Consider the following 22,873-nt stretch of genomic DNA (forward strand, 5'->3'; position numbering starts at 1 on the left):
GACGAACTGAGGGAGATCATTATGATCGACTACACGACCAGGTGGTCCCTTCCTCGTGGCAACTGGGTGGTCCCATCAGGCTGGCAAGCGACAGCACGGTGCTCCAGCGACGGATGCGCCTGTACGCGTCCGATGAGCTGATCGAGGTAGGCGGCATGCTGCCTTGGGGTGAGGGCGACATTGGCGGCGAGCGCTTGCGCGAGCAACTCGAAGGCGCTGTTGTCCCGATGCGCCCACAGCGCCCGCTCGACGGCTCCCGCACCTTCGGGTTCTGAAAGATCTGCAGTTGTGCCGACGGTGACCGCGTCGAGCAGACTCTTCACGTGCGACCGCACGATGTGTGCGCTCAAGGCCGACAGCAGTACATCCCCCCACGCCGGGTCGGCCACCCGCTCGATCATGACACGCTCTTGCTCTTGGAGCGGCAGGGTAGCTAAGTGCAGGCCGGCGAGATGGTCGAAGATGACCCGATGCAGGAATCCGACCTGGCCGGCTCCCTGGGAGACCAGGATCCCGAACTCGTGCTCACCAACCCTCAACGCGGCATCGGCTATACGCCGCGCCTGTTCCAGCGGATACCCCAGGACGTCCTCGTCGATCAGCGCCTCCCGGAAGTGACCGCGGATCTCAGCGCGCGCGACTGTGCCAGCGCTTCCCCGCGACCGCAGCCGGTAGGCCACCGCCTGGAACAATGTTTGGAATTCGTCCGACGAGATGGCGCCGCCCCGAGCCCGAGTGGCACGTCGGCGCATCTGCGGATGCTTCTCGATCAGCAGCTCGATCAATCGGCCGTACAGTTTAAACCGCTGGGCGGGGAGTGGTTCCCCTCGCCAGGTGGCGGCTAGCAAGGTGAGGAAGAGCGGGGAACGGGATAACTCGCTCAGCTCGGGGACCTCATCGAGTTCCTCCAGGAACGGGTCCAGTCGAATCCGTGTGTAGTTCGCGTCATCGGTCCCTTGCACGGTGAGAATCGTCTGAGCCGCGATCGCCCGCCGCTGAGCATCTGTCAGCGCAGTGAGTGCGCCGCGGGTCCACGGCAGCGTCCAGTTCAGACGCGATATGGCATAGGGCCGGGTCGACACGATAGCCACCGCCTGGGAGCGGCCGAGGAACGTCTCCAGTACATAAAGGGCGTGTTCGGCCTCATCGACGTCGCTCCATTCGTCCACGCCGTCGATCAGCAGCAGGAGGCGGTCATCGCTCAAGGCACGTTCAACGAGTTGCCACAGGTTCTCAGCGTCGTGTCTAGCCAACCATGCCCGGGCGGCGGAATGCAGCGAATGAGTCGTAGATTCGGCCAGATGACGGCACAGGTAGCCGAACGGCAACCACACCGGTAGCCGGCCCGCGTGCTCGCGTTGCAACACCACCGACTGAGGCTCGGCAGCCAGCAAGTCACCGGCAGCGAACCGCAGCAAGCTGGACTTCCCAGAGCCGGGAGCACCGATCACCAGGGCGTGCCGGCACTCGGCCAGCCAATCATCGGCTGGCCGATTCATCTCCCCCGTGCCCGCCGGGACGCCCGGACGGTTGAGAAGGCGACGCAACGGCCGCAGCGTGCGCCGTCGCTGGCCGTAGCGCGATCGAGTCACGAATCCGGCGTCGTGCTCGTCGAAGTGCGCAAGCGCCTGCGGGTGTTGGTTCGGCACCGGGTCAGCCAGGGGCTCCAGCTCCTGTCCGACGGGCTGAGGCAGATCATCGCCGGGTACGCCTGGAGCGACGTCGAGAATAACGAACCGGCCATCGTGTCCAGGCTTGGTGCGCGCGTCCTGCGCGGCGAAAACAGCCGAGTACAGGCTCCGTAACTCGTCGCGCAGCCGGGTACTGTCCTGCGGGGTGAGCCGGTGCCGAAGCCCTGATGCGGCGTCCCGACCGCAAAACAGCTCAACCCAAGGGCGGCCGAAGAAGTCGTCGACGATTTCCGGGTGAGGGCGCAACAGCGCAGCCAGTTCCTGAGCCCCCCAGGGGATGAACTCAATTCGATGCTCACCCAGCTCGTCCGTCGCCTCGCGGACGGCGACGTCCAGCGTCCGTTCCTGCAGGTTGGCGGATGTAGCGAAGTAGAACCGCTGGGAGCGCCCAGCCCACTCCCTGCTCAGAAAGTCCTTAACGGCGCGCTTGATACCGGCAGGGGTCAGCTTCTTGACCCGCCGTGACTGCAACGCGACATAGGCGCGGCTATCCGGGGCTGCTGAGGCGAGGTCCAAAGGGAGCCTGGCGTAGGCGTCGATACCCGCCTGGTTCTGTCCCGGCGTCCCGAACAGCTTCGCGTACTGGATACGCCCCTGCGTCTCCAGCAGTCGCACGAAAAGACGTTCGGCGTTCTCCCACGCTAAGTCACCGATCGGCAGCAGCGGCGCCTTCGACTCAACAGGAGGGGGAGGTAGGCGACCATCGGGCACCGACCAAAGCCACGCATCCATTTCCAGAGCATCATCGCCCGCCACGCGACCATCATCACCTATCACGGACCATGAAGTAAGCCGAAATTACGGCCGCCCTGGGCGGCGGTGTGCAGAGTGCCCTCGCACGCGGTCGAGGTCGCCCGCGGCTGATCTCTGGGCGCCCGCGCCCTGCCTTCCACGGGCGCCGTCTGCTTGGACCAGGTGCACCACGTCCACGCTATATACCCGACGTCCTCCAGCGGGTCGCCCGGGGCCCGCAGTGTCAAAGTGATGAATACGACAAGATTGTCATGCTGAAAGACCGCATTATTCGGCCTGAGGCAGTAACGGTGCGCGATGGGGAAGCGATCTGGCAAATGGCTCCCGGAGGTGGCTATATCAGGGAGCAGTAAGGGTCGGCGGCTGCGGTCTGCTCATACGTCCACGTACGATGCGTGTGGCTGTAGTTTGGTCAATGTGACAGACGATGCCCAGACCAAAGCCCTGCCGGAGATGGGCGGGCGGCCGTCGAATTACCTTAGCTCGAAGATTCTTAGAGATGCCGAAACGAATTTCGCAGGAGCTGTAGAGGCTTCGCTCTTCGGTTTGAGCGCTAATGAGGTGATCATGTAGTCGATAACGATCAGATGGAGGGTCCGGTGGCCCGGGCCCGGGCACCAGCCGGCCTCAACTCGACGAAGAGGAAGGGTCTTGCGTTGAGGCAGGTCAGCTGATCAGCGTGATGGGGCCTTACCGATGCCCTGGCGCCGGGATGGATTGCTTGGTGTGGCATGATCTACGTTGTGCATTCCAAACCCTTTCCACATGCTCTTTCCACTGTTGAGATTCTCCGCCGCAGGATGGAAATGCTTGCCGAACGTCTTCATCGTTGCTCCACGTACGTCGTCAACCATCTGACAGCGTCGCCTGTTTCACTGGTTAACATTGCTTAACCACCTCTCAGGCGTTGCTTATTTTTGCTTAAGTGCGTCAGTAGTCAGAATGGGCTCACTGGCTCCAGTTCCACTGGGTCGAGCTTAACGCTTGTCTATGACCGCGAGGTCAAGAGGGCCTGGCAATCCCTTCAACCGTGGAGACGTGTTATGCCGCGATGGCGTCCTGAGACGTTGCTCCGGTTGCCGCTCGGGCGGTCATGATTCGCTCTTCGTAGTCGATCGTAGGGTAGCCCGTCGGCGGCGCTGTGCCGGCGGCGGGCGTTGTAGAAGTCGGCGATCCAGGTGGCGATTCTGACACGTCGTCGGAGGTTATCGGGGCATGCGCCGGCTTGGTCGTCGGCCCCGCCTTCTCCGGCGCGGTGCCCGCCGCCTGGGCCTGGCGCACCCACAAACGCAGCGTCTCCCGGCTGACGCCCAGGTCCCGGGCTACCGAGGCGACCGTCCGAGCCGGATCCGACAGATACAGCGTGACGGCATCGGCTTTGAACTCAGCCGAGTAGACCTTCATGACCACGAGGAACTCCTTGGTCTCCAGATCTCCATGATCTGGCACTCAAGGTGTCCACACCTCGGGGGGAGGCCCCGGTAGCCCGAGGGAATCTCACCCCCGGGCTGCCACAGATCCGTGCGTAACAGTCTCCCGTTACACGGCTCTTGTCGTTCTGATCATCTGACGGCCGGTTTTGCCAAGGCCCAGTGTGCGAAGTACCGAGGGTGCCGGGCCACCGCGTCACGCATCGCCCGGGTGGCCTTCTTCCAATTGCTCAACCTCTTGTACTTGTTCATGATCCACCGCAGCAGGTAGGTGCTGATGCGATGGGGCAGGGGATGCAGCCCATGGCGGTAGAAGGCTCCGTAGTAGGCCATCCAGCCCCGCACCACCGGATTGATCATCCGGGCGAGGTCCGCCTCGGTGCTGTTGACCCGGAGGTGTAACCGCCAGGACCGCACCGTCGCGCTCATCTTTCTTCAGGGCGTCATTGCTGACCGCCGGGAGAAAGGACGTGAAGTGCTTGCCGTTCTTCCCTACTGCCGCCTGCGGTTGGAAGGTGTATCCCAAGAAGGTGAACGACATGCTCGCTTGTTGTTATTGGCTGAGCCGACGTTCCTGGCGCTGGTTCTGCTGCTCAGCCGGTGGTTGGAGGGGGGGCGCAGCCTGGGTACCTTGGGCCTGCTGACGGCGTTGCTGGGCGCGCTGTTGTTGCTGTTTGCGGCGGGCTTGAGTCCTCAGCTTGGACAGGCGGGCTCGCTCCATGCGGGCGGCGCGTTCGGTGTCCCGTTGCGCTTTGCGGTGGGCGGCAAGCTGGGCTTCGACCGGCTGCTGCTCGGCTGTACGGCAGTCTTGGGGACGGTTGTCGGTGGCTTCGTGCCTGGCGCCGTCTGCGGGGGACTGGGTGAGATGGCCGCGTTCGACGAGGACCTGATGTAGTTCCCGGGAGTTGATGGGCTGAGTGACGGCGTGATCGTCGATGCTGTGCCGGTCGCCGAACCAGAGGTCTCCTCGTCGCTGAACGACGGCGGCGTGGACAGCGGCTCGGTGGTCGTCAGGGAGTGCGAGATACACGTCTACGGCGACCTGGATGCGAGCAGGATCGGGACCAGGCCGCTGTGGCTCGGGGTCGAGTCCGGTGATCGTACGGGCGGCGACGATCGAGTTGACGGCGTGCCAGTACGCGGTGCGCTCGGGCCGGCCGGGCTCAGGGTAGGGGCCGAGGATTTGACGCGGATCGTTGGTAAGGACCTTCTGCTGGTCGCGGTAGGCGGCGATGATCCCGACATGGCGGGTCCATTCGGTCTGCGGGTGCAGCTCTTGTGGAGCGTCGCCCAGCGGGGTGGACCAGGCCGGCCGGGTGCTGGTCGTGATGTCGGCGAGGTGTCGGACGCGCGCCGAGATCAGTGCCTCGGCCTGCCCCATGTAGCGGACGAGCTGATGGTCGGGATCACGGTGGGGGCCGCCGGTGATGAGCCAGGGCAGGGGCGCGCTCTCCTGCACGGCCTCGACACCGGAGATCTGGGCGGCAACGTTCTGGGCTTGGTGGAGAACGTCGGGCAGCGTCGCCTCCTGGCTCAGGTTGAGGACCTGAGTGAGGTCGGCTCCGTCCTGTTCCAGCCCCTTGAGTGTCCAGGCGAGCAGCCGCCAGTCGCCTTTTACCTGGGGCTGTTCGCTCGCCTGGTCGGGAACGGTTCGGGTGCTGAGGTAGCGGCCGAGCCTCCAGGCCAGGAGCCGGCTGGCGCCCACCTCGGCCGAGGAGAACTCGCGGGCTTGGGCCACGCGCCGGAGCATCTCCACGGGGTCGTGGCCGTCGCGTTCCGCGCGGCGCAGGGCCGCCTCCAGAGCGGGCCAGGTCGGCTGGGCTCGTAGCCGGTCAGCGGTCTCAGCGCCGAGCGCTTCGGCAGTTATGACGGCGGGCTTGAGCTGGGCCGGGACGGTGATCAGACCGGTAGCTGTGTCTGCGTTCAGAAGGCGTCGTACGGTTCGCGCGAGCGGCGCGAGATGGTCGATTCGATGTTCCGCGTTGCCAGCGGCCATGGTGAGGGTGGCGGTGAGGGGTCTGATAAGTCCGGGGATGTCACGGCCGCTGCGGTGGGCGGCGACCAGGCTCGCGGCCAGATGGGGCCAGGACCGGTGGGTGGCGACGTGTGCGACGGGCACGCCGAGGGCGTTCGCGGTCGTCTCGGCGTAGCCTGCCAGCGCTTCGGACGAGACATAGGGGCTGCGGCTGGTGGCGGGAACCCCGGTCAGGATTGCAGGAGTGCGGGTCGCGTCGGCGGGGTCCAGGGCGCTCTGTCCGGTGAACGTGCGCAGCAGGTCGGCGTACCGGATGGTGTCGGCGAGGGTCGGCTGGGCGAGCGGGCCGGGTGCGGGATGGTCCTGGATGTAGGCGTTGATCCGCCATGCCAGCAGCCGTCCCGGTGTCTCGGCGGCCGGCAGATCTGCGTCTCGGGCGGTGGCGGCGAGCAGGTGGCGGGCTGGCCAGCCGAGAGCTTCGGCGTGGGCGAGGGCGGTGACGGCTGAGGACCAGCCGTCGCAGTTGGTGAGGGCATGGGCGAGTGGCCGGGCCAGGATTTCGGAGGCGAGCTGGGTGTAGTGCTCGGTGGCCAGCAGCGTGGCGGCGTACTGGTGGCGGGGGACGAGTACGGCCAACGATCGGGAGTCTTCGGCGGCCTGGCGGATGCTTTCGGTCGCGGAGATCTCGTTGCCCTCGTGGGCGAGGATGTTGTGCAGAACTTCGCGGGCGGCGTACTGGCGGGCGTCGTGGCGGACCCGGTCGAGGCGGTCGTCGGGGTCGTAGGCGAGTAGCTCGTGAGTGACGACGTGCAGAACGGTTCGCTGGCGGGCGCGGGAGAGGATGACGTACAGGTTCTCCCGGGTCATCTCCGGAGTGATCAGCGGGTGGGCGGTGTCGACGGTGGAGCCCTGCGCCCGGTTGGTCGTCGTGGCGTAGAGCAGCTCGACGTTCGCGGCGATGTAGTCGGCGGGCAGGTGTACGGTTCCGCGGTGATCCAGGTGCCGGACGGTCAGTGATCCGTCGTCGTGGCGGGACAGAACAGACCAGGCGTCGCCGTTCTTCACCCAGTCCTTGCCACGGTGGACGCGCAGTTTTCGGTCGTTGTGGCGGGTGACGATCCAGTCCCCGGCGCCGGCGAGGTTCCCGTCATGCAGTTGCACGCCGTCGGCTTCTACCTGCCCGGCTTCGACGCGGTCCAGGCGGGCCTGGGCGGCGAGCGCGGTGACGTTCACGCCGGTCGCGGCGGCCATCAGGGTGGTGCGCCCGGCGAGCATGTCCGCCTTCCAGCTCGCGTAGGACTCCTCGATCATGGCCTGTTTGGAACCCGACCTGATCCGGTCCTCGCTGGCGTAGAAGTCCAGCCCGGCGGAGTCTCCGACCCGGATCTTCAACGTGGCCTCGGCCTCGTCGGGGTTGTCGAACCGGTAGAGGACGTTCAGCTCGACGGCGCCGGCCTCGGTGGCGATCAGGCGCAGCGCACCGCCGGACTCGACCGCGCCGAGCTGCCGGTAGTCACCCAGCAACCGGACGACCGCACCCCGTTCAGCCGCGATTTGAATGAGCCGGTCCAGCAGGAGGGTGCCGGCCATCCCGGCCTCATCCAGCAGCACCACATCGCCCGGATTGAGCGCGAACATGCCCGCCTGCTCGGGCACGGGCTGCCCGCACCGCAGCTGGGCGGAGTAGGGTCCCCTGGTGTACTCGTGGACGAATTTGTGCAGGTTGTCGGCTCGGACGCCCAGCTCCTTGCCCAGAACGTCGGCGGCTGCCGAGGAGGTGGCGAGGGCGACGATCCGCTGCCCGGCCTGCCCAGCGACGTGGGCGTATGCCCGCATGGCGGTGGTCTTTCCGGCTCCGGCAGGGCCGAGCCCCGCGACGATCAGCCGGTCGTCGGTCGCGAACGTGGTCACCAGTTGCCGCTGCCCGGCGTCCAGCTTGACGCCGCGGGCGTCGAATCCCTCCAGCGCCGCAGCGACCGCGCTGCCCGCCAAGCCGACCGCGGTCCGGGTTTTCGCCGCGGCGACCAGGCGGTCTTCGGCGTCCAGGATGAGGCGGCTGGTGAACCGCGCGGAGGCATGTTCGACGAACACCGACGACCCGTCGGACCGCTGCAACACCTCCGGCTCCGGCAGTAGACCGGGCCCGTCAACGGTCACCGACAACGCCGGCGACAGGCACGCTTCAACGATGCGGGCGACCGTCGCATGGTGCTGATCGGGAGAGTCGAAGACCAGCTTGGCGCGGGCCAGCCGTTCGGCTTCGGCGCGCAGATTCCACACGGTCCACGTGGAACGCATTTCCGAAACCCTCGCCACGACCTGGCTCGCCATTGCCGCGAGGTCGACCTCCGCGGAGGGTTCACGCACGAGAGGCATGCCGTCGGGGACGGCGCCCATGAGCCGGCCGATCGCCTCCACACCGAACTTCTCGGTGAAGGACTGCGTCCAGTCGGTCCGCATCTCCGCAAGCGAGCGCGCGGTCTTCTTGGCGTCGCGGGTTTCGAGGTTGGCTTGCCGGGCGAGCTGATGGGCGACCTGTCTGTTCGGGTCGTAGCCGTGCTCGCGGCGGAACTGGCGCAACAGCTGCTCGTACCGCGCCTCGATATCGGTGCGCCGGGATGAGAAGAACTCGATGAAGCCCAGCGGGATCCCCGCGATCTCCCGGATCGGCTCTCGCTCGTCGCGGGTGTCGGATCGCTCGGTGAAGGTGACCGGAATCCGCTGCTGGAGCTGAGTCTCGAACGCGGTGTTGTAGAACTCGCTGGCCGCGACGGTGACCCGGTAGAGCGCGCGGGCGTCCAGGCTGCGCCACTTGCCGTCCACGCCCTGGATCTTGCTGGAGATAGCGACGTGGGTGTGCAGGTTGGGGTCGCCGGCCCGGCTGTCGTAGTGGTCGAAGACCGCAGCGATCAGGCCGTTCGTCTCGACCTGGGCGACGCCGCCCCTGCCGGTACGGGTGAACGCGGCGTGCTGCTCCAGCATCTCCAGCGCGGCGTCCCGCGCGGCCTCATGGGCTTGCCGGACTGCCTGCCGTACCTGCGGGCGAGGGTCCAGCGCCCACAGCAGGGCGGCGGACTTGACCGGCGCGAAGACCACGTCGAAGCCCGCCACGGCAGCCCTGGCCCGGCGAGCCTCCTCGGCGTGGATCCGCTTGACATCGGTCGCGGTAGCCGGTCGGCCGGTCTCTTGCTCGATCACCTGAAGGCGACGGTCAACGCGGGTCTTGAAGTGCTCCAGCGGCGTGTAGACCGGGAACCGCGCGCCGAGTGTCGCCGCACGGATCGCTCCTTCCTGGAGCGCTTCCAGCTGCCGTTCGGTCATGTGAGCCGTGATGTTCTTGGCGAGGTACTCGGACACGATGGCGTCCGCGCGAGGGTGCATCCCGGCCCCGAACAGGGCCTTCATCTGGTCCTCGGTGACCTGCTCACCGTCCAGGCCCAGCAGGGGAGCGCCGCGCCCCATCCATCTGCCCGGGGGGTTGCCCTTGGCGGTGTAGTACTCGGCTGCGGCCTGGCCCTGTTCCCACTGCACGTCGCCGCCCGCGACCTGCCTGGTCAGGTACGTGTAGCCGTCGCCGGCCGTGAGTTTGTGGATGGTCATCATCGCGACCACCTCGCCACAACAGCGCACCGCAGGACGCCCGACCGACGGCTACAAGTGCCCGCGGAAAAGTCGGTTGGTTCCCTTCGAACGATCCTGGTGGAGGGCGACCGGCGCTCCAGAACGCCGGGTCGGCAATGCTCTGAGACCCCTCGAAACGGGCGTTCCGGGGCGTCGCCGCGACACCGGTTCCCGCCGTCAGGCGAACGATCGACCGGCGCCGTCGCGTATTCGACTGTCGCGTGTTCTGGGAGGGGTTGGGTCACTTCTGGTGGTCTCCGGGGGCGTAGTGCTTGTAGGTGTCTCCGGTCTCTTCGGCGATGCGGGTGGTGGTGGACGGGGCGTAGCCGAGCAGGAAGGCCACGATGGGTGCGGGGGCGTGGAGGAGGAGTTGCCGCAGCGCGGCGGTCCGTCCGGTGAGGTTGGGGATTCCGGCGGCGGCCAGGCGCAGCCGGAGCGTGGTGGGGTGCATGGGTTGGCCGGCGCGGCGGCCAGGGAACAGCAGGGTGCTGCCGGGGTTGGTGGCGGTGACGAGGTTGGGCCGGTTGTTGATGTAGCGGACGACCAGGCCGTCGAACGGCGCCGGGATGGGGGTCGGGTCGGTGCCGAGCTTGATGGAGATCTGGTCGCCGTCGCCGACGATGTCGTCGAGTGTCAGGCGGGTGATCTTCACGACGTCCTGGGCGAACAGGAGCACCAGCAGTGCGACGATCCGGTCCCGCAACTCCAGGGAGTCGTCCTCGGTGAGGCGGCGGATGAGGTCCAGTCGCTGCCGGGCGCTGATCGGTGCGCTTGCCTGGGAGCGTGGGGTGGGGATGGTCAGCTTCGGCATGACCCGGTTGGTGAGGCACCACTTCAGGAACATGTGGGCGCCCGGCCGGGTCTCGGTGGAGCGGGCGTAGAAGGTGTCGATGTCGGCTTGGGTGCAGGTGCTCAGGGTTCGGTCGCGGGTGTCGAGCCAGGCGCAGAAGTCGGCGGCTTTGACGAGGGTGTTGCGGGCGCTTTGGTTGCGGCCGTAGCCGAAGGGGCCACGGGCGGCTGCGGTGCGCAGGCGTCGCAGGATGTGCCAGGTGGCGAACCGTTGGAGGACCTTGCGGTGGTCGGGGTCGACGTCGGCGAGCCAGCCGTCGAGCCACTGCTGGAACAGGATCAGGAACCGGTCGGCGGGTGGCAGGACGCCGCTGGCGATCAGGAGATCACGGACGTGGGCGACCGACCGCCAGGGGGTGAGGGTGCTGAGCCCGTCGTGGGTGAGCGGGGTCTGGCCGGTGGCCAGGGCGCGCAGGATCGGCGGGACGTGCGGCTTGGTGAGCCACAGAATCCCGCTGCGAGGCCGCGGCATGGCGCAGAAATGGTCGTAGAACGGCTTGAGGTCCGGGTTGATCTGGCCGGTCCCGTCGTCGAGCAGGACGGCGAGCCGGTCGGCCAGCACGCAGTGTCCGCAGAGGTTCTTGGAGTGGCGCAGCGCTTCCCGGCCGCAACGCTGGCAGCGGTAGGAGACGTTGATCCCTGAGCAGGGAACGCAGAGCAGCGCGCCGTCATCGTCCCGGCCGGGAGCCAGCCCGTGGTGTCTGCAGCGGGTGCAGGGGGCGTAGGTCTGCATGGCGGTGGCGTAGCAGCCGAAGCAGATCGGGCCCTCGGGCCAGCGGCGGCCGGAGAGCTTGACCACCCGCTGGCAGCGGCCGCAGGCGGGCGTGGAAGGCGTCGTCGTGGTCATTTCGCGGGTCCGATCTTCGCCCGGCGTGGCCGCAGGTCGGCGACCTTGGCGAGGTCGGCGCGGTCGTCGGTGGCGGTCTTGCGAACGCCGGCGTTGGTCGCCTCGGTGATGATGAAGGTGTCGGGCGTGCCGCCGAAGATGTCGCAGAGCGCGGCCAGGACCTGCAACGACAGCCGTTCCGGGGTGCCGGTGACCAGCCGGTGGACCTGGGAGGACGACAGGTCGATACCACGCTCGGCCAGCAGCGGGCCGAGCTCGACGGTGGTGAACATGCCGTGCTCGGCCATGACCTCGCGCAGCCGCCAGGTGTAGGTGACGCGACGCTTCATCGGTTTCCCCTTCCGGTCGTGGCCGGCCCGAGGGCGGCGCTGATCGTGGCATCCAGCGCCCGCCGCAGCGTGCGGGTGCGGTAGTCGGAGGACACGCAGGTGTAGATCGAGGTCGTGGAGGCGTGCTGGTGGCCGACCTGCTCCTGGACGAACCGGGCGTCGTAACCGTCCTCGATCAGGTGGGTGACGTAGGGGCGGCGCAGGGAGTGGAAGTCCAGCAGCTCGTCCAGGCCGAGCTCGTCGCGGTACTGGCCGAACCGCCGGTTGATCTGCGGCGGCCCGACCCGAAGCCCCCGCTCTGACGGCCAGGCGGCGGGGTTGTCGTCCGCGCCGAAGTAAGGCCAGACGTCGGTGAACCACTCCTCCAGGACGTCTGCGGTCCACTCCCAAACGGTCAGCACGCTGCGGCGCTTGGGCGGCGATCCCTTCTGCGCCTTGCCGTAGCGGACGAAGCAGACCCCGTAGTCGCCGAACTCCGGGCCGGAGGGGTTGCGGCCGAAGTCGACGGCGTCCAGCATCCTCGTCTCGTTGCGGCGGGTGCCGAAGCCGTAGGCGGTCTTGAAGATCGTCGCGTCCCGGAACGCCGCCAGCCAGCCCTTGCGGCCGTCCCTGCGCTTGCGCGTCACCTCGTCATCGGCGTGATCGAAGAACGCCTGGAGCTCGTCGCGAGTGAAGGCCCGCTTGCGGGGCCGGGCCTCGCTGTCGGCGACGTGGACCGCGGTGTTCCACTCGTGGTCCACCTGGATCGGGTGCGTCCCGAACCGCATCTCGCACTCGCTCGCCCACCCGTAGGCGGGGTCGGTGACGTAGTCGCAGAACGACTTGATCGCGTGCTGATAGCCGCGCAACGTCGAATGGCTGACGTGCCGGATCGCTCGCAGGTCACCCGACCATTCATCCACCAGCTGCGGCGTCCACTGCCACGGGAACGCGTTGCTGAACCGCAGGAACGCGTTCACCTTGCGGGCCCGGTCCTCGATCGTCGTCGTAGCCAGGTTCCGCGCCAGCTGCTGGTTCCGCCAGCCGTCCAGCATCGCCCCGAAGATCTGCTCCTCCGGACGCAGCAACGGCACGCCCTCGGCCAGCAGCAACCGCGCCGAACCCGGCACCGAGCCCTTCAACACCACCACAAACACCCTTCGCATCACTCGCATCTGATGCGAAAGTATCGCATCGGATGCGAGATCAACAAAGAAGCCCCAGGTCGGACGCGGCGCCAAACGAGCCGCCGTCCTTGCGCCGCCGCAGGCGTTCACGACGAAGCGGTGAGCGAGCTCGGCACCGTAAACGCCCTGGCCCAGCGCGTCCGCCGAGCCGCAAACCGAGCCCCCGAACGCACCGTTGCGAGTTCGCATCTGATGCAAAACGCAGCGCTTTTGCTGGAGGTGCAAGAGGTGTCTTGTTGGCTTTGAGGTTGATGGGAGCAGAACTGCCGGAACGGCGGGCGAGCAGTGCGGAAGCCGGAGCGGGCGTAGGGAGGTGCGTGTGCAGGACGCGAGCGTCCGGGAGAAGGCGTGATGGGGCTGGTGTGCGCGTTCGCACCACGTGAGGTGGCCGGCCCGGTGAGGCCCTACCTTGACAGCTCCCATACACATGAGTTTAAAGTATTGCGAGCTTTTAGCCAATGTAGAGAGATGTGAGGTGTGTGATTGGGGCAACGAACCACATCCCGCCGGGCCGCCGCGCTGAGGAAGGCACGGGAGGCCAAAGCCGCCAGGGACACCGAACGGCTGACGCGCGAGCGGCAAATCGAAGCGGCACTCGCCGACTTCTTCGAGTTCTCGGGACGGGCGGAGCAGATCAGACAGGAGGCCGGCCACAGAGCCAAGAAGATCCTCGACTACGCCGAGCGTGAGGCGCGTCAAGCCGACATCGAGGCCGGCGAGGCCGTCCGCGCGCTGCGAAAGCTCGACCAGACCAACGCGGAGATCGCCGAACTGTGCGGGCTGAGCGTCCCCGTTGTCAGGGCCATGGCCAACAGCATCCCCGGGGACGACCCCGGGGATGACCCCGGCGACCAGACCGGCGAGCTATCAGGGGACACGGCGGACGGCCACGATGGTGAGGCCCACGCCGAGCAGCAGGCCGACGCAGGAGCGGCCCGCGTGCTCGCGCCTAGCCGGCAGCCTGCCACGGATGGAGGGTCAGACGCGCATGCGGGCGCGTCATGGGGTCAGTTCCGGTGAGGTAAGGGCGGGGGGACGGCCTCCTGCCCTTACCGGTCACCAGCGGGCGGCCAGCTCCTCGGGCAGTTCGCGGGCGGCGGACTCGGCGCCGGCGATCCACGCCGCCACCTGCGGGTACCACGGGTCATCCGCGCCGCGATCGGTCACTTGCCCCTCCAAGGGCGCGTCCAGCTCCTCGGGGGTGGGAAGCCACGCGGGACGCTCGGCGGTCTGGGTGACAGAAGTCTGAAGGGTGGGCTGGTTCACGGTCGGGCTCCGTCCTGAGGGCGGGAGCCCGAGGGCTCCCGTGCGGTGTTCCTGTGCCTCGGCCCCCAGCGGGCCCGGCCGTGTCGCGCAACTTCCACGCCAGGAGTTCCAAGATGTTTCGGACGAAGGAGAAAGATCTTGGAACTCCGCAGCCGGCGCGGACCCGCGCTTCGGCGGCGGGCCTTGATGCAGGTTGCGCGGCGCGGGTGGGTCTGCTGCGCTCTGGGCGCTGGAATGCCGTGGGGGAGCCCGACGCACGACAACCCGGCGCTCGACAAGCCTGTCATCACAAAGCCTGCCCATCCAGGCCCCGCACCGACCAGAGGTACTCCTTGCCAGGGCGTCCCAGCGCGTTTACGACCGCTCGTCCCATGCCGTGCCGGCAAAGGCTGTCACCTCCAAAGGGACAGGCGGCCGGGGCGGCGGGAGAACACCGCCACCCCGGCGCCGGCCCCTCAGACGTACTCCGCGGAGTCTCCCCACACCTCGGGCAGACTCCCGTGGGTATCGCGGATCTTGTCGCGCACCGTCTCTGGCGGGATACCGAGGTTGAGGCAGTACCCGATCAGCTCGGCCATCGTGTAGGACGGCGCGAGTTGACGGCACCGGTCGAGCGCGATCCTGGCCAGGCTCCCGTTCCCGTTGATATAGGCGAGAAAGGCCAGCAGCACCGCCGGCGCGGCGGCGTACTCACCGGCCGCGCGGCGGGTCACGTCCTGCCACAGCCGCAGTTGCTGCCGTGGATCCAGGGTCGGGATGAGTGCCAATGCCTCATCGCGAACCCGGAGGCTGGTGAGGACGATCGACAGTCGTGCGACCTCGTGGTCGGTGAGCCCGCGGTCCTGGCCGATGAGCGAGCGGACCAGCTGCACCCCCTGCTGGACCAGCAGCGAGGGGGACCGCGTGATGTCCAGTAGTTCCTGCTCGGCGCGCTCGGTCTCGGCCGCCATCCACACCCGGTCCTCGCCGTCGACGGGCGCCACCATCGCCGTCATCTCCTCGCGACTGGCATAGGCGACCAGCCCGGCGAAGGTGGCCTGGGCGGCGAGGCGGGAGGTCGCGATGTCGTAGGGGGTTCCCTCCGCGGGGCAGCACTGTGGGTCGGTGCACATCAGGGACCACCAGCGGCCCCCGTCCACGTGCACGACGTCCTTGACGGTGACGATGTCGGTCAGTGCGTCCCGCACCTCGGCCAGCAGCGGAACCGCGGTCTCCTGCGGCCCGTAGCCGAGCAGGACCGCAGCCTCGGCGTCGTTGCGGGTCAGGAGACCGGACAACTGCATCAGCAGGTCGCTGTAGCGCTCGCGGCCCACCAGATCCAGGCGAAACGCGAAGCTGCCCTCGCCGCCGTGGCCGAGGATCACCAAGGAGTCGTGGGGGTGGAATCCCAGCAGGTAGGGAGTGAGGGCGATGGCGTCGGGAGGGGAGGTGACGGCGAGCTTGCGGGGCAGGTTCACGGCGATGTCCTTCCATGTACGAGGGGGCGTAGTACGAGGGGGCGCAACGGCCCAAGCCGAAGCCGCAGCGGTGGGGAATGGCCCGGTGCTCGAGGCGGACCGGGCTGAAGAGAGGTGAAGAGATGGGGGCTTGCCGCCCCCGGGCGGCCGCGGCCGCCCGGGGGCGGCGGCGGTCAGGACGCGACGCTCACACCGGCGAGGACTTCGCCGCTTTCGGGGGTCTGGACCGTGACGTGGCGGATCTTCTCCAGGGTGAAGACGGCGCTGCCGCGAACCCACTCGCCCTGCTTGTTCTGCCAGGGCTTCTCGACCCGGACGTTGTCGGCGATGATCTCGACGAAGGCGCCCATCTGGTAGTCCCGGATCAGGCGCTCGGCCATCACCGTGTCGTAGGTGACGACCTTGACGCGGGTCTCGGCCGTGGTGGGGATACCGAAGGAGTTGTAGAAGCGGCGGGTGACCAGGACCCGCAGGTCGCAGCCGACCCCCTCGCGCAGGGAGAACGTACGGGGCGCGGCGATGACGTGACCGACGATGTGAGCGGACAGCTGGCTGTTCATGGGGGTCCTCCCGGTTCCTGCCGGGAGGTCGGCCGCCGTGCTGGCGGCCTGGGGTCGTCTGCCCCTTCCCGGCAGCAGGCGCCCGCGACGCACGCCCGCCGGGCCGCAACCGGGCGGTCCCCTGGCCGCCCCGATGTTTTCCGACGAAGGAGGAAAAGATCTGGCAGGCCGGGGATGAGCGCAGCGAAAGCCCGGTTGCGGCTACGGCCAGTGCGGCGCAGACTGCGAAGCCGGGATCAGGGAGCAGACAGACCCACCGGCACAGGCGGCGTGAACGCCTGTCTCAGAACCCCGGGGCGATCCCCCAGACAGGTACCGCACCCATCGTGATCAGCCACCGCAACGTGACGACCGACCTCATCATGAGCGTGGTCCCGGGCTCCGGGCGCCGGTGTCCACTGGCCGCCGCTGCGCTGCTTGGCGGTCGCCTCGCCGAAAAGACCATTGCGGCTACTCGTCAGCGGTGAACGCTGGGCGCACCGTGAGGGACGTCGGAGGCGCGCCCGCCTCCGCTAACGGCATGGTGGGACGTCAGACGGTCTCACCCAACTGTTCGGCCACCCGCTCCAGGCCACCCTTGATGAGCTGCCCATACTCGTCACCTCACACCTGGCGGACCCACTCGGAGTTCAGCGGACCTGCTCGCCGGGGCCCGGCTGCCTGAATCGCCGCTTGCGGGTCGACATGTTCGGCGGCACGCTCCGCTTCCACCTGATCGGGCGGCTCGCACAGTTCGCCGGTGAATCGGGGCAGATGGGAAAGGGAGCGGCGGAAGGCGCGGTCACCAGATCACCCCGTGAGAGGGCTCCGGATTCGGTGGTCGCATCCAGCCGTAGCCCTTGCGGGCCTCGGCGGACGGTTTGGCCAGTACCAGCCAGTCGCACGTGGTCACCACCTGGCCGGGCTGACCCCCCGGGCCCCGGACCCGGAAGTAGGGATCCAAGACGTCCGGCTCCTTGGGGTGGGGGTTGTAGGAGATGCAGGTCAGGCCACGCAGGGACGGTGAGGAGTTCACCGCCTGGACGTGACCGCGTACCCAGGCGTGGACGGTGCGCTGTCCGATCCTCTTGACCCGGCGGTGCCCGGCCTCGGAGACGATGAGCTTCGCACGGGTGACCGTTACGTCGTCCAGGTGGGCGATGACGTGGCCCTTGTGCGGGCCGGCGAGCGCGGTCACGCTCCACAGGTGCGTGCGGAGGTTGAAGTGGATCTGAAAGTAGCCGCCCAGGAGACCTGGCGGGTGCATCAGTTCTTCCATGCGATCTCCCCGCGTAGGTAGGGGGAGAGATCGAAGTCGCGGTACCAGCACGAGCCGTCGTCGCAGAAGCGGGCCTCGATGATGGTGTCCCCACCGCGTTTGTCCACGCTGATGGTGATGGTGTTGTGCCCGTGGGTGTGAAAGGTGACTTCGGGAGTGAGACCGCGCAGGTCGGTATGGCTCATCTGGGTACTCCTGGGCGGGTCAATGGTCGAGGGGCGGAATGGTGAGGGTTGAGTGATTGCGCCACCAGCGGGCGGTGCGGAGTTGCATGGGCTCAGGCGGCAGGATCTCCAGGTCTGCGGTGGGTGAGCCCGGCAGGGGGCGGAGCTGGATCGCGAGGGTGCGCGTGCGTGCGGGTGTAAGCCCGTGGTAGCGGTAGATCCAGGTGGTATCGAAGGCGCGGCTGGTCGCGAGGATCCGGGCAGGACCGGTTGACGGCGTGGCCAGGTGTGTCCAGTGCTCGTCCAGGAGTTGCATGATGAGACCGCGTAGCAGGTTCACCGCGGTCATTGACACGTCTGGGGGGAATCCTCGCGTGCACAGCTCGGGGAGACCGAAGCGGCTCAGCCCCCACGTCTCGGCTTTCAACGTCTCGCCGGTGCTGTCGTCCTGGGTGAGGAAGACGGTCATCCAGTGGTCGGCGGCGTGGAAGACCTCGTTCTCCTGGTCGAGGTGGTGGGCGTCGGGCACGATGTGGTGCGCCGCCATATCGGCCAGCACTCCGCGGGTGTTGGCGGCCAGTACGCGGGCGATCATGCGAGACAGCTGGGCGGTCCGTGGCTGCTGCCCGGTGGGCGCCGCCACGGTGATGATCTGATGGAAGAGGCAGGCGGTCAGCACCTGAACCTGATGGTCGGGGCCGGCGAGGTCGGCCAATTCCTCGCGCCACCCGGACTCGGCCGCGGGTACCGTCTCCACCTCCACCTTCGAAGAGCGCAGCAGGGCGAGCGCGTCGGCGGCGAGAGGGTGACCTTCGGCGTGGAGGCGTACGAGCCGGCCGGCGACCAGGTGGGCGGGCCGGCTGACGTTCAGGTCGGTCGCGACCACGAAGTGGCTGCGGACGCTGGCCGGGATTTCGAGGGTGAACTGATCCATAGGCAGGACTCCTTGGCGGAGGGATGAAGAGACGGGAGAACGGCGAGAGCGCCCGGCGGAACCTGTCGCGGGCGCTCTCGGCAAGGGCCGACGCTGAAGCGTCGGGGTGCACAAGGGCGAGGGCCGGCGTGAGCCGTCTCGCGCGGGCGCCGGCGCGCAGAGCGCATGGTGGAGCGCCCGCAGCGGGTGAGGAACGAGCCCGCGAGGACGAACGACCTGGCGCGGCAGCCGGCGTCTGCGAGGCTCCGACGCCGGATGTCGACCTGCGCGATCAGGTACGAGCAACGTACATAGCGCGGCTACCCCGGAACTCGTGCGTGCTTGGGTGTCCTCTCAGCCGATAAGAGAATGTCCGCCGCCAACGGCGGTCAACGAGCGCGGGCCCTACTGTTCTGGATCGTTGCTCATAGCGTGAGCCTCCCGATCACCTCCCATTCCGTCATGGCTTGGAATGAGGGAGCCAGCACGTATAGATGACCCGCTACCAGCCGAACTGCGACTGCAGCACGGGAACCCCGCGCTCTAATCGGACATAAAGCCGATTTTGACGATTCCGCCAGCCATGCCCCCTGAGTGTCAGATACTGCGATGACTACCTCACGTCCCACACGCCACACGCGTGGGCGCGTGCGCTAGTCCGAGCCGATACTGAGGAGCACGGTGCAGCTGACATACGCCGAAGTGGCGAACTTCCGCTCGCTGGAGAAGGCGAGTGTTCGAGTCGACTCGCTCACGACTCTGATCGTCGGCCGGAACAACAGCGGCAAGACCTCGTTCGTCAACCTCTTCGAGAAGTTCTTCGGCGAGGAGGATGCAAGGTTCGTCCTCGAGGACTTCTCCACGTCGCGGATCGCCGACATCAAGAAAGCGATCTCACGCTACGACCGCGCCCAGAAGAGGAAGGCCGCAAACGACCACGAGGCCAGCGAGAAGCTGCTCGAACAGGCGTTCGCACTCCTGCCCGCTATTCGCCTCCTGCTGACCATTGCCTACGAGGAGGAGGACGACCTGGCACCGATCACTGACCTGATCCTCGACCTCGACGAGAACTGCCATGAGGTCAAGATCGAAGCCGCGGTGATCGTGGAGAGGCCCGCGGACTTCCTCATGCACGCATGGCAGGCGAGCCAAAGAGCTGGCTTCAACCTGGACAAATACCTGCGCAAAAGCTTCGGCACCTACTTCACGTCCATCTATCACGCCATCGGAGCCGATGCGGCTTCGCCCCAGTACGAGGAGATTCCCCGGGCGCTGGTCCGGCGGGTCCTGTCCGTCAAGTTCATCTACGCTCAAACGAAATTTGACGACAACCCCTCCGACAAGACCAGGAACCTGTCCAAGACATTCGAGGCTTACTACAAGGCCAACAGCGACGACAACCACAACCACAACATCGAGAAGATCGAGAGCGCGCTGGCGCTCGCCTCACGGAAGGTGGACCAGAACTACGACGAGTTGTTTAGCCCAATCTTCGATGACTTGCAGACCTTCGGCGTGGGCACCATCGCGCCCATCCAAAAGCCCCGCATCGTGTCCCTCATCGAGCCCTCCGGCGTCTTGCGCGGCAGCACCCGCATCCAGTACCCATCCGGCGACAGCGCTTACCCGCTCCCCGAGGGACACAACGGCCTGGGGTACAGCAAGCTCATCTATACGATCCTGCAGGTAGTCAGCTTCTTCGAGACCTACCGGCGATCCACCCCCAGCCCTGCCCTCCAGCTGCTGTTCATTGAGGAACCCGAGGCCCATCTGCATCCCCAAATGCAGGAAGCATTCATCAAGAACATCCAGGGGTTCATCAAAGGCAAACCCGGCTGGAAGGTGCAGGTGATCATCACCACGCACTCCTCCCACATCGTCGCGAGCAGCGGTTTCGAGTCGGTGCGGTACTTCGATTGCACCGGCCCCCACCTCACCGTCAAGGACCTCTCTGCATTTCAGAACACGGTCAAGCCAGACCCTCGGGGTGAAGAAACCCTGCGGTTCCTCAAGCAGTACATGGTCCTGCACCGTTGCGACATGTTCTTCGCCGACAAGGTGGTCCTGATCGAGGGGACCACAGAGCGGCTGCTGCTGCCCGAAATGATCCGCAAGTGCGCCAGGGGGCTCCTTCACCAATACGTCTCGGTTATCGAGGTAGGTGACGCTTACGCCGCCCGCTTCAAGGAACTGCTCGCGTTCATCGGCGTGCAGACCCTGATCATCACCGACATCGACTCCGTTTCCCCCATGGACGGCCGGACCTCCTGCCCGACGAACACGGACGGCGCCATCACCTCCAACACGACCCTCAAGAAGTGGCTGCCCGGGGAGAAGAGCATCAAGCTCCTCATGGAAGCAGACGATGCCACGAAGACGCGAGACAATGTTCGGGTCGCCTACCAGGTCCCCGAGAGCGCCGGCATGCCATGCGGCCGGAGCTTCGAAGACGCCTTCATTATCGCTAACTCCGCTGTCCTGGCAAAGAACAGCGAGCAGCTCGCGCTGAAGGCCAACTTCACCAACGAGGTCGGCGCGGCACTGACGGCCGAGGAGATCGAGGAGAACGCCGGGGAGATCGCGAAGAAGCTCAGCAAGAAGAAGACCAACTTCGCCTTCGATATCATGCTCCTCGACGACTGGGCCGTGCCGCGCTATATCCAGGAGGGCCTGCAGTGGCTGATCTGAGCGCGTCAGCCCAGGTGGAGCACGCACTCGATGAGAAGCGCAGTTTCCTGGTCGAAGCAGGCGCTGGCTCTGGCAAGACTCACACACTTATCCACTCCCTGCACCACCTTCTGGGCCACCACCGGCGGGATCTGGAGAGGGAAGGCCGCAACATCGCCTGCATCACCTACACCAACGTGGCGAAGAAGCAAATCAGCGAGCGCATTATGAATGACCCGCTGGTTCACGTCAGTACGATCCACGAATTCCTGTGGAGCGTGATCCGAGCGTTCCAGAAGCAGCTCCGGGAACAGGTGCTCGAGTACAACGAGTCACTGCGGAATCCCGAGGACCTGGCGGACTGGTCCGCAGATGTCGAGATCATCTACAGCGACCGCGGACGCCGGCTCCGCGAGGGGAGAATCTCCCATGACGAAGTCCTCGAACTCGCCTACCAACTCGTCTCGACGTACCCAAAACTCGTACGAATCATTGCGGACCGCTATCCTGTCATCTTCGTCGATGAGTACCAGGACACGTCTCCCCGTACGATCCAGCTCCTTCTGGACCATCTCGCCGGCGTCCGGCAGAAGCGGTGCGTCGTTGGCCTGTTCGGGGACTCGATGCAGAAAATCTACCGGCACGGAGTGGGAGCTGTAGAGCACGAGAAGCTCACCCGTATCACCAAGTACGAGAACCACCGCTGTTCCGAGCCCGTCGTCGCCGTCCTCAACAAGATCAGGCCAGAACTCCCCCAGCACGCGGTCGCTGAACAGCGCGAGGGAGAGGTCCACCTCTTCCTCAATGCGGACGTCCCACCCGGCGCCGAACGGCTGAAGTCCGCCCGCGAGACCCTGGAAGCGAAGGGCTGGTCGACCCAGGACACCAAGTACCTGATGCTCACCCATCGCGGCATCGCCGGAACCCTGGACTACGCAAACGTGCTCAAGCTCTATACCAAGCTGGGCCCCTACGGTCGCGACGACCTGATGGAGGGCACCGACCCCTTCGCCCAGTACATGCTCCAGATAGAGCTCCTATGCCGCTCATACGAGACGAAAGACTACGCGGAGCTGTCCCGACTGTTAGAAACGGGCGCCATGGCGATCACCCATCACTCCCGGAAGGCTGAGATAGCTCGGGCCATGCGCGAGCTCCTCGATCTCCGGCAGTCTGCGACAATCGGCGAAGTATTCGACTTGGTACATGAAAGTGGACTGCTTAGAAAACCTGGGAAAGTCAGGGCCGTTGAGCGGACTCTCTCCTCCACAGATCTTGAGGAGCGCGCCCAACGCAAAGCGGACTTCGCGCTAGGTCTCCGCGCTCTCCCGTACCTGGAAGCAATCGCCTACGTGCAGTACAGGAACGAGCTCACCCCCTTCGCCACCCAGCACGGCGTCAAGGGCGACGAGTTCGAGAACGTCGTCGTCGTCATAGATGACGGGGCCTGGACGCAATACGACATGGGCAAGATGCTGGCAAAGACCGACCAGGAGCAGCGCACCCAACGTTCCAGGAATCTTTTCTACGTTTGCTGCTCACGCGCGAAACGACGCCTAGCCGTTGTTTTCATGACTGATCTGCCTCCTGGAGCCGAGACCGTGGCCCAAAACTGGTTCGCCAGCGGCACCATTCACCCCTGAACCTTAATCCACCGTGTGATTTATCGCGCTACGCATCGACACGCCCCAGAACCCAACTGGCCCACCCGCACCGACGCAGTCAAATTCCTGGAGGGCGTCCAGGATGACCTGTCACTCGGGAACGCCCCGCGCCGCGTGTCCGGCGTTGTCGCGGGTGGTCTGCGGGTCGATGGGCTCGCCTGCAGCCATCCGTTCTCTGGTGCCAGCGCGAACCGCTCGTCCTGCTCGATTCTCAGCTGGTCGCTGTGCCCGGGCGCGTCGATGGCCACCACCGATGTGATGTT

The 22,873-nt window shown here is 66.5% G+C and carries 16 protein-coding genes; 3 read left to right on the forward strand and 13 right to left on the reverse strand.

The features are described 5' to 3' along the window. Positions 1 to 29 precede the first annotated feature (29 nt). The 7 genes from ACGFIV_RS32225 to ACGFIV_RS32255 all read right to left on the reverse strand — a co-directional run bounded on the left by ACGFIV_RS32225 (position 30) and on the right by ACGFIV_RS32255 (position 12,640). A complete protein-coding gene (locus ACGFIV_RS32225; protein WP_392838626.1) occupies positions 30 to 2,447 on the reverse strand; it encodes an NACHT domain-containing protein in 2,418 nt (805 codons plus the stop codon). Between the two features lie 1,038 nt (positions 2,448 to 3,485). Further along, the gene (locus tag ACGFIV_RS32230; protein ID WP_392838694.1) at positions 3,486 to 3,848 is read right to left on the reverse strand and encodes a transposase; all 363 of its coding nucleotides are present in this window, start codon (positions 3,846 to 3,848) and stop codon (positions 3,486 to 3,488) included. A gap of 158 nt (positions 3,849 to 4,006) precedes the next feature. Beyond that, positions 4,007 to 4,303 (reverse strand): group II intron maturase-specific domain-containing protein, encoded by a 297-nt coding sequence (locus tag ACGFIV_RS32235; RefSeq protein WP_392838628.1) that lies wholly within the window; start codon positions 4,301 to 4,303, stop codon positions 4,007 to 4,009. 124 nt (positions 4,304 to 4,427) lie between these two features. Next, positions 4,428 to 9,452, reverse strand: coding sequence for a MobF family relaxase (mobF, locus tag ACGFIV_RS32240; RefSeq protein ID WP_392838630.1), 5,025 nt, complete (start codon positions 9,450 to 9,452; stop codon positions 4,428 to 4,430). A gap of 259 nt (positions 9,453 to 9,711) precedes the next feature. Continuing rightward, on the reverse strand, positions 9,712 to 11,166 hold the full coding sequence (locus tag ACGFIV_RS32245; protein ID WP_392838632.1) for a hypothetical protein: 1,455 nt from the start codon (positions 11,164 to 11,166) through the stop codon (positions 9,712 to 9,714). Continuing rightward, positions 11,163 to 11,495 carry a helix-turn-helix domain-containing protein gene (locus ACGFIV_RS32250; RefSeq protein ID WP_392838634.1) on the reverse strand — a complete coding sequence of 111 codons (333 nt, stop codon included), beginning with the start codon at positions 11,493 to 11,495 and terminating at the stop codon, positions 11,163 to 11,165. The genes ACGFIV_RS32245 and ACGFIV_RS32250 overlap by 4 nt, the downstream gene beginning before the upstream one ends. After that, a complete protein-coding gene (locus tag ACGFIV_RS32255) occupies positions 11,492 to 12,640 on the reverse strand; it encodes a tyrosine-type recombinase/integrase (RefSeq protein WP_392838636.1) in 1,149 nt (382 codons plus the stop codon). Before ACGFIV_RS32255 ends, ACGFIV_RS32250 begins: the two co-directional genes overlap by 4 nt. Before the next feature lie 504 nt (positions 12,641 to 13,144). Here ACGFIV_RS32255 and ACGFIV_RS32260 point away from each other — a divergent pair. Then, complete coding sequence (locus tag ACGFIV_RS32260) at positions 13,145 to 13,681, forward strand: hypothetical protein (RefSeq protein ID WP_392838638.1); 537 nt, start codon at positions 13,145 to 13,147, stop codon at positions 13,679 to 13,681. A gap of 36 nt (positions 13,682 to 13,717) precedes the next feature. Here the strand turns inward: ACGFIV_RS32260 and ACGFIV_RS32265 are convergent, their stop codons facing one another. The 6 genes from ACGFIV_RS32265 to ACGFIV_RS32290 form a co-directional block, all read right to left on the reverse strand. After that, complete coding sequence (locus ACGFIV_RS32265; RefSeq protein WP_392838640.1) at positions 13,718 to 13,927, reverse strand: hypothetical protein; 210 nt, start codon at positions 13,925 to 13,927, stop codon at positions 13,718 to 13,720. A 455-nt stretch (positions 13,928 to 14,382) separates the two neighbouring features. Next, positions 14,383 to 15,384 carry a DUF4192 domain-containing protein gene (locus ACGFIV_RS32270; RefSeq protein WP_392838642.1) on the reverse strand — a complete coding sequence of 334 codons (1,002 nt, stop codon included), beginning with the start codon at positions 15,382 to 15,384 and terminating at the stop codon, positions 14,383 to 14,385. A gap of 173 nt (positions 15,385 to 15,557) precedes the next feature. Beyond that, positions 15,558 to 15,944, reverse strand: a complete 387-nt coding sequence (locus ACGFIV_RS32275) for a hypothetical protein (protein WP_392838644.1) — start codon at positions 15,942 to 15,944, stop codon at positions 15,558 to 15,560. 781 nt (positions 15,945 to 16,725) lie between these two features. Then, the gene (locus ACGFIV_RS32280; RefSeq protein WP_392838646.1) at positions 16,726 to 17,202 is read right to left on the reverse strand and encodes a hypothetical protein; all 477 of its coding nucleotides are present in this window, start codon (positions 17,200 to 17,202) and stop codon (positions 16,726 to 16,728) included. Next, positions 17,190 to 17,387, reverse strand: coding sequence for a hypothetical protein (locus tag ACGFIV_RS32285; RefSeq protein WP_392838648.1), 198 nt, complete (start codon positions 17,385 to 17,387; stop codon positions 17,190 to 17,192). The genes ACGFIV_RS32280 and ACGFIV_RS32285 overlap by 13 nt, the downstream gene beginning before the upstream one ends. A 19-nt stretch (positions 17,388 to 17,406) precedes the next feature. Next, a complete protein-coding gene (locus ACGFIV_RS32290; protein ID WP_392838650.1) occupies positions 17,407 to 18,300 on the reverse strand; it encodes a hypothetical protein in 894 nt (297 codons plus the stop codon). Between the two features lie 660 nt (positions 18,301 to 18,960). Between ACGFIV_RS32290 and ACGFIV_RS32295 the strand changes: the two genes are divergently transcribed. Further along, positions 18,961 to 20,967, forward strand: coding sequence for an ATP-dependent endonuclease (locus tag ACGFIV_RS32295; protein ID WP_392838652.1), 2,007 nt, complete (start codon positions 18,961 to 18,963; stop codon positions 20,965 to 20,967). Then, a complete protein-coding gene (locus ACGFIV_RS32300) occupies positions 20,955 to 22,589 on the forward strand; it encodes a UvrD-helicase domain-containing protein (RefSeq protein WP_392838654.1) in 1,635 nt (544 codons plus the stop codon). The genes ACGFIV_RS32295 and ACGFIV_RS32300 overlap by 13 nt, the downstream gene beginning before the upstream one ends. Positions 22,590 to 22,873: the final 284 nt, after the last annotated feature.

This window comes from Sphaerisporangium sp. NPDC049003, from assembly GCF_043197795.1.
Lineage (GTDB): Bacteria > Actinomycetota > Actinomycetes > Streptosporangiales > Streptosporangiaceae > Sphaerisporangium.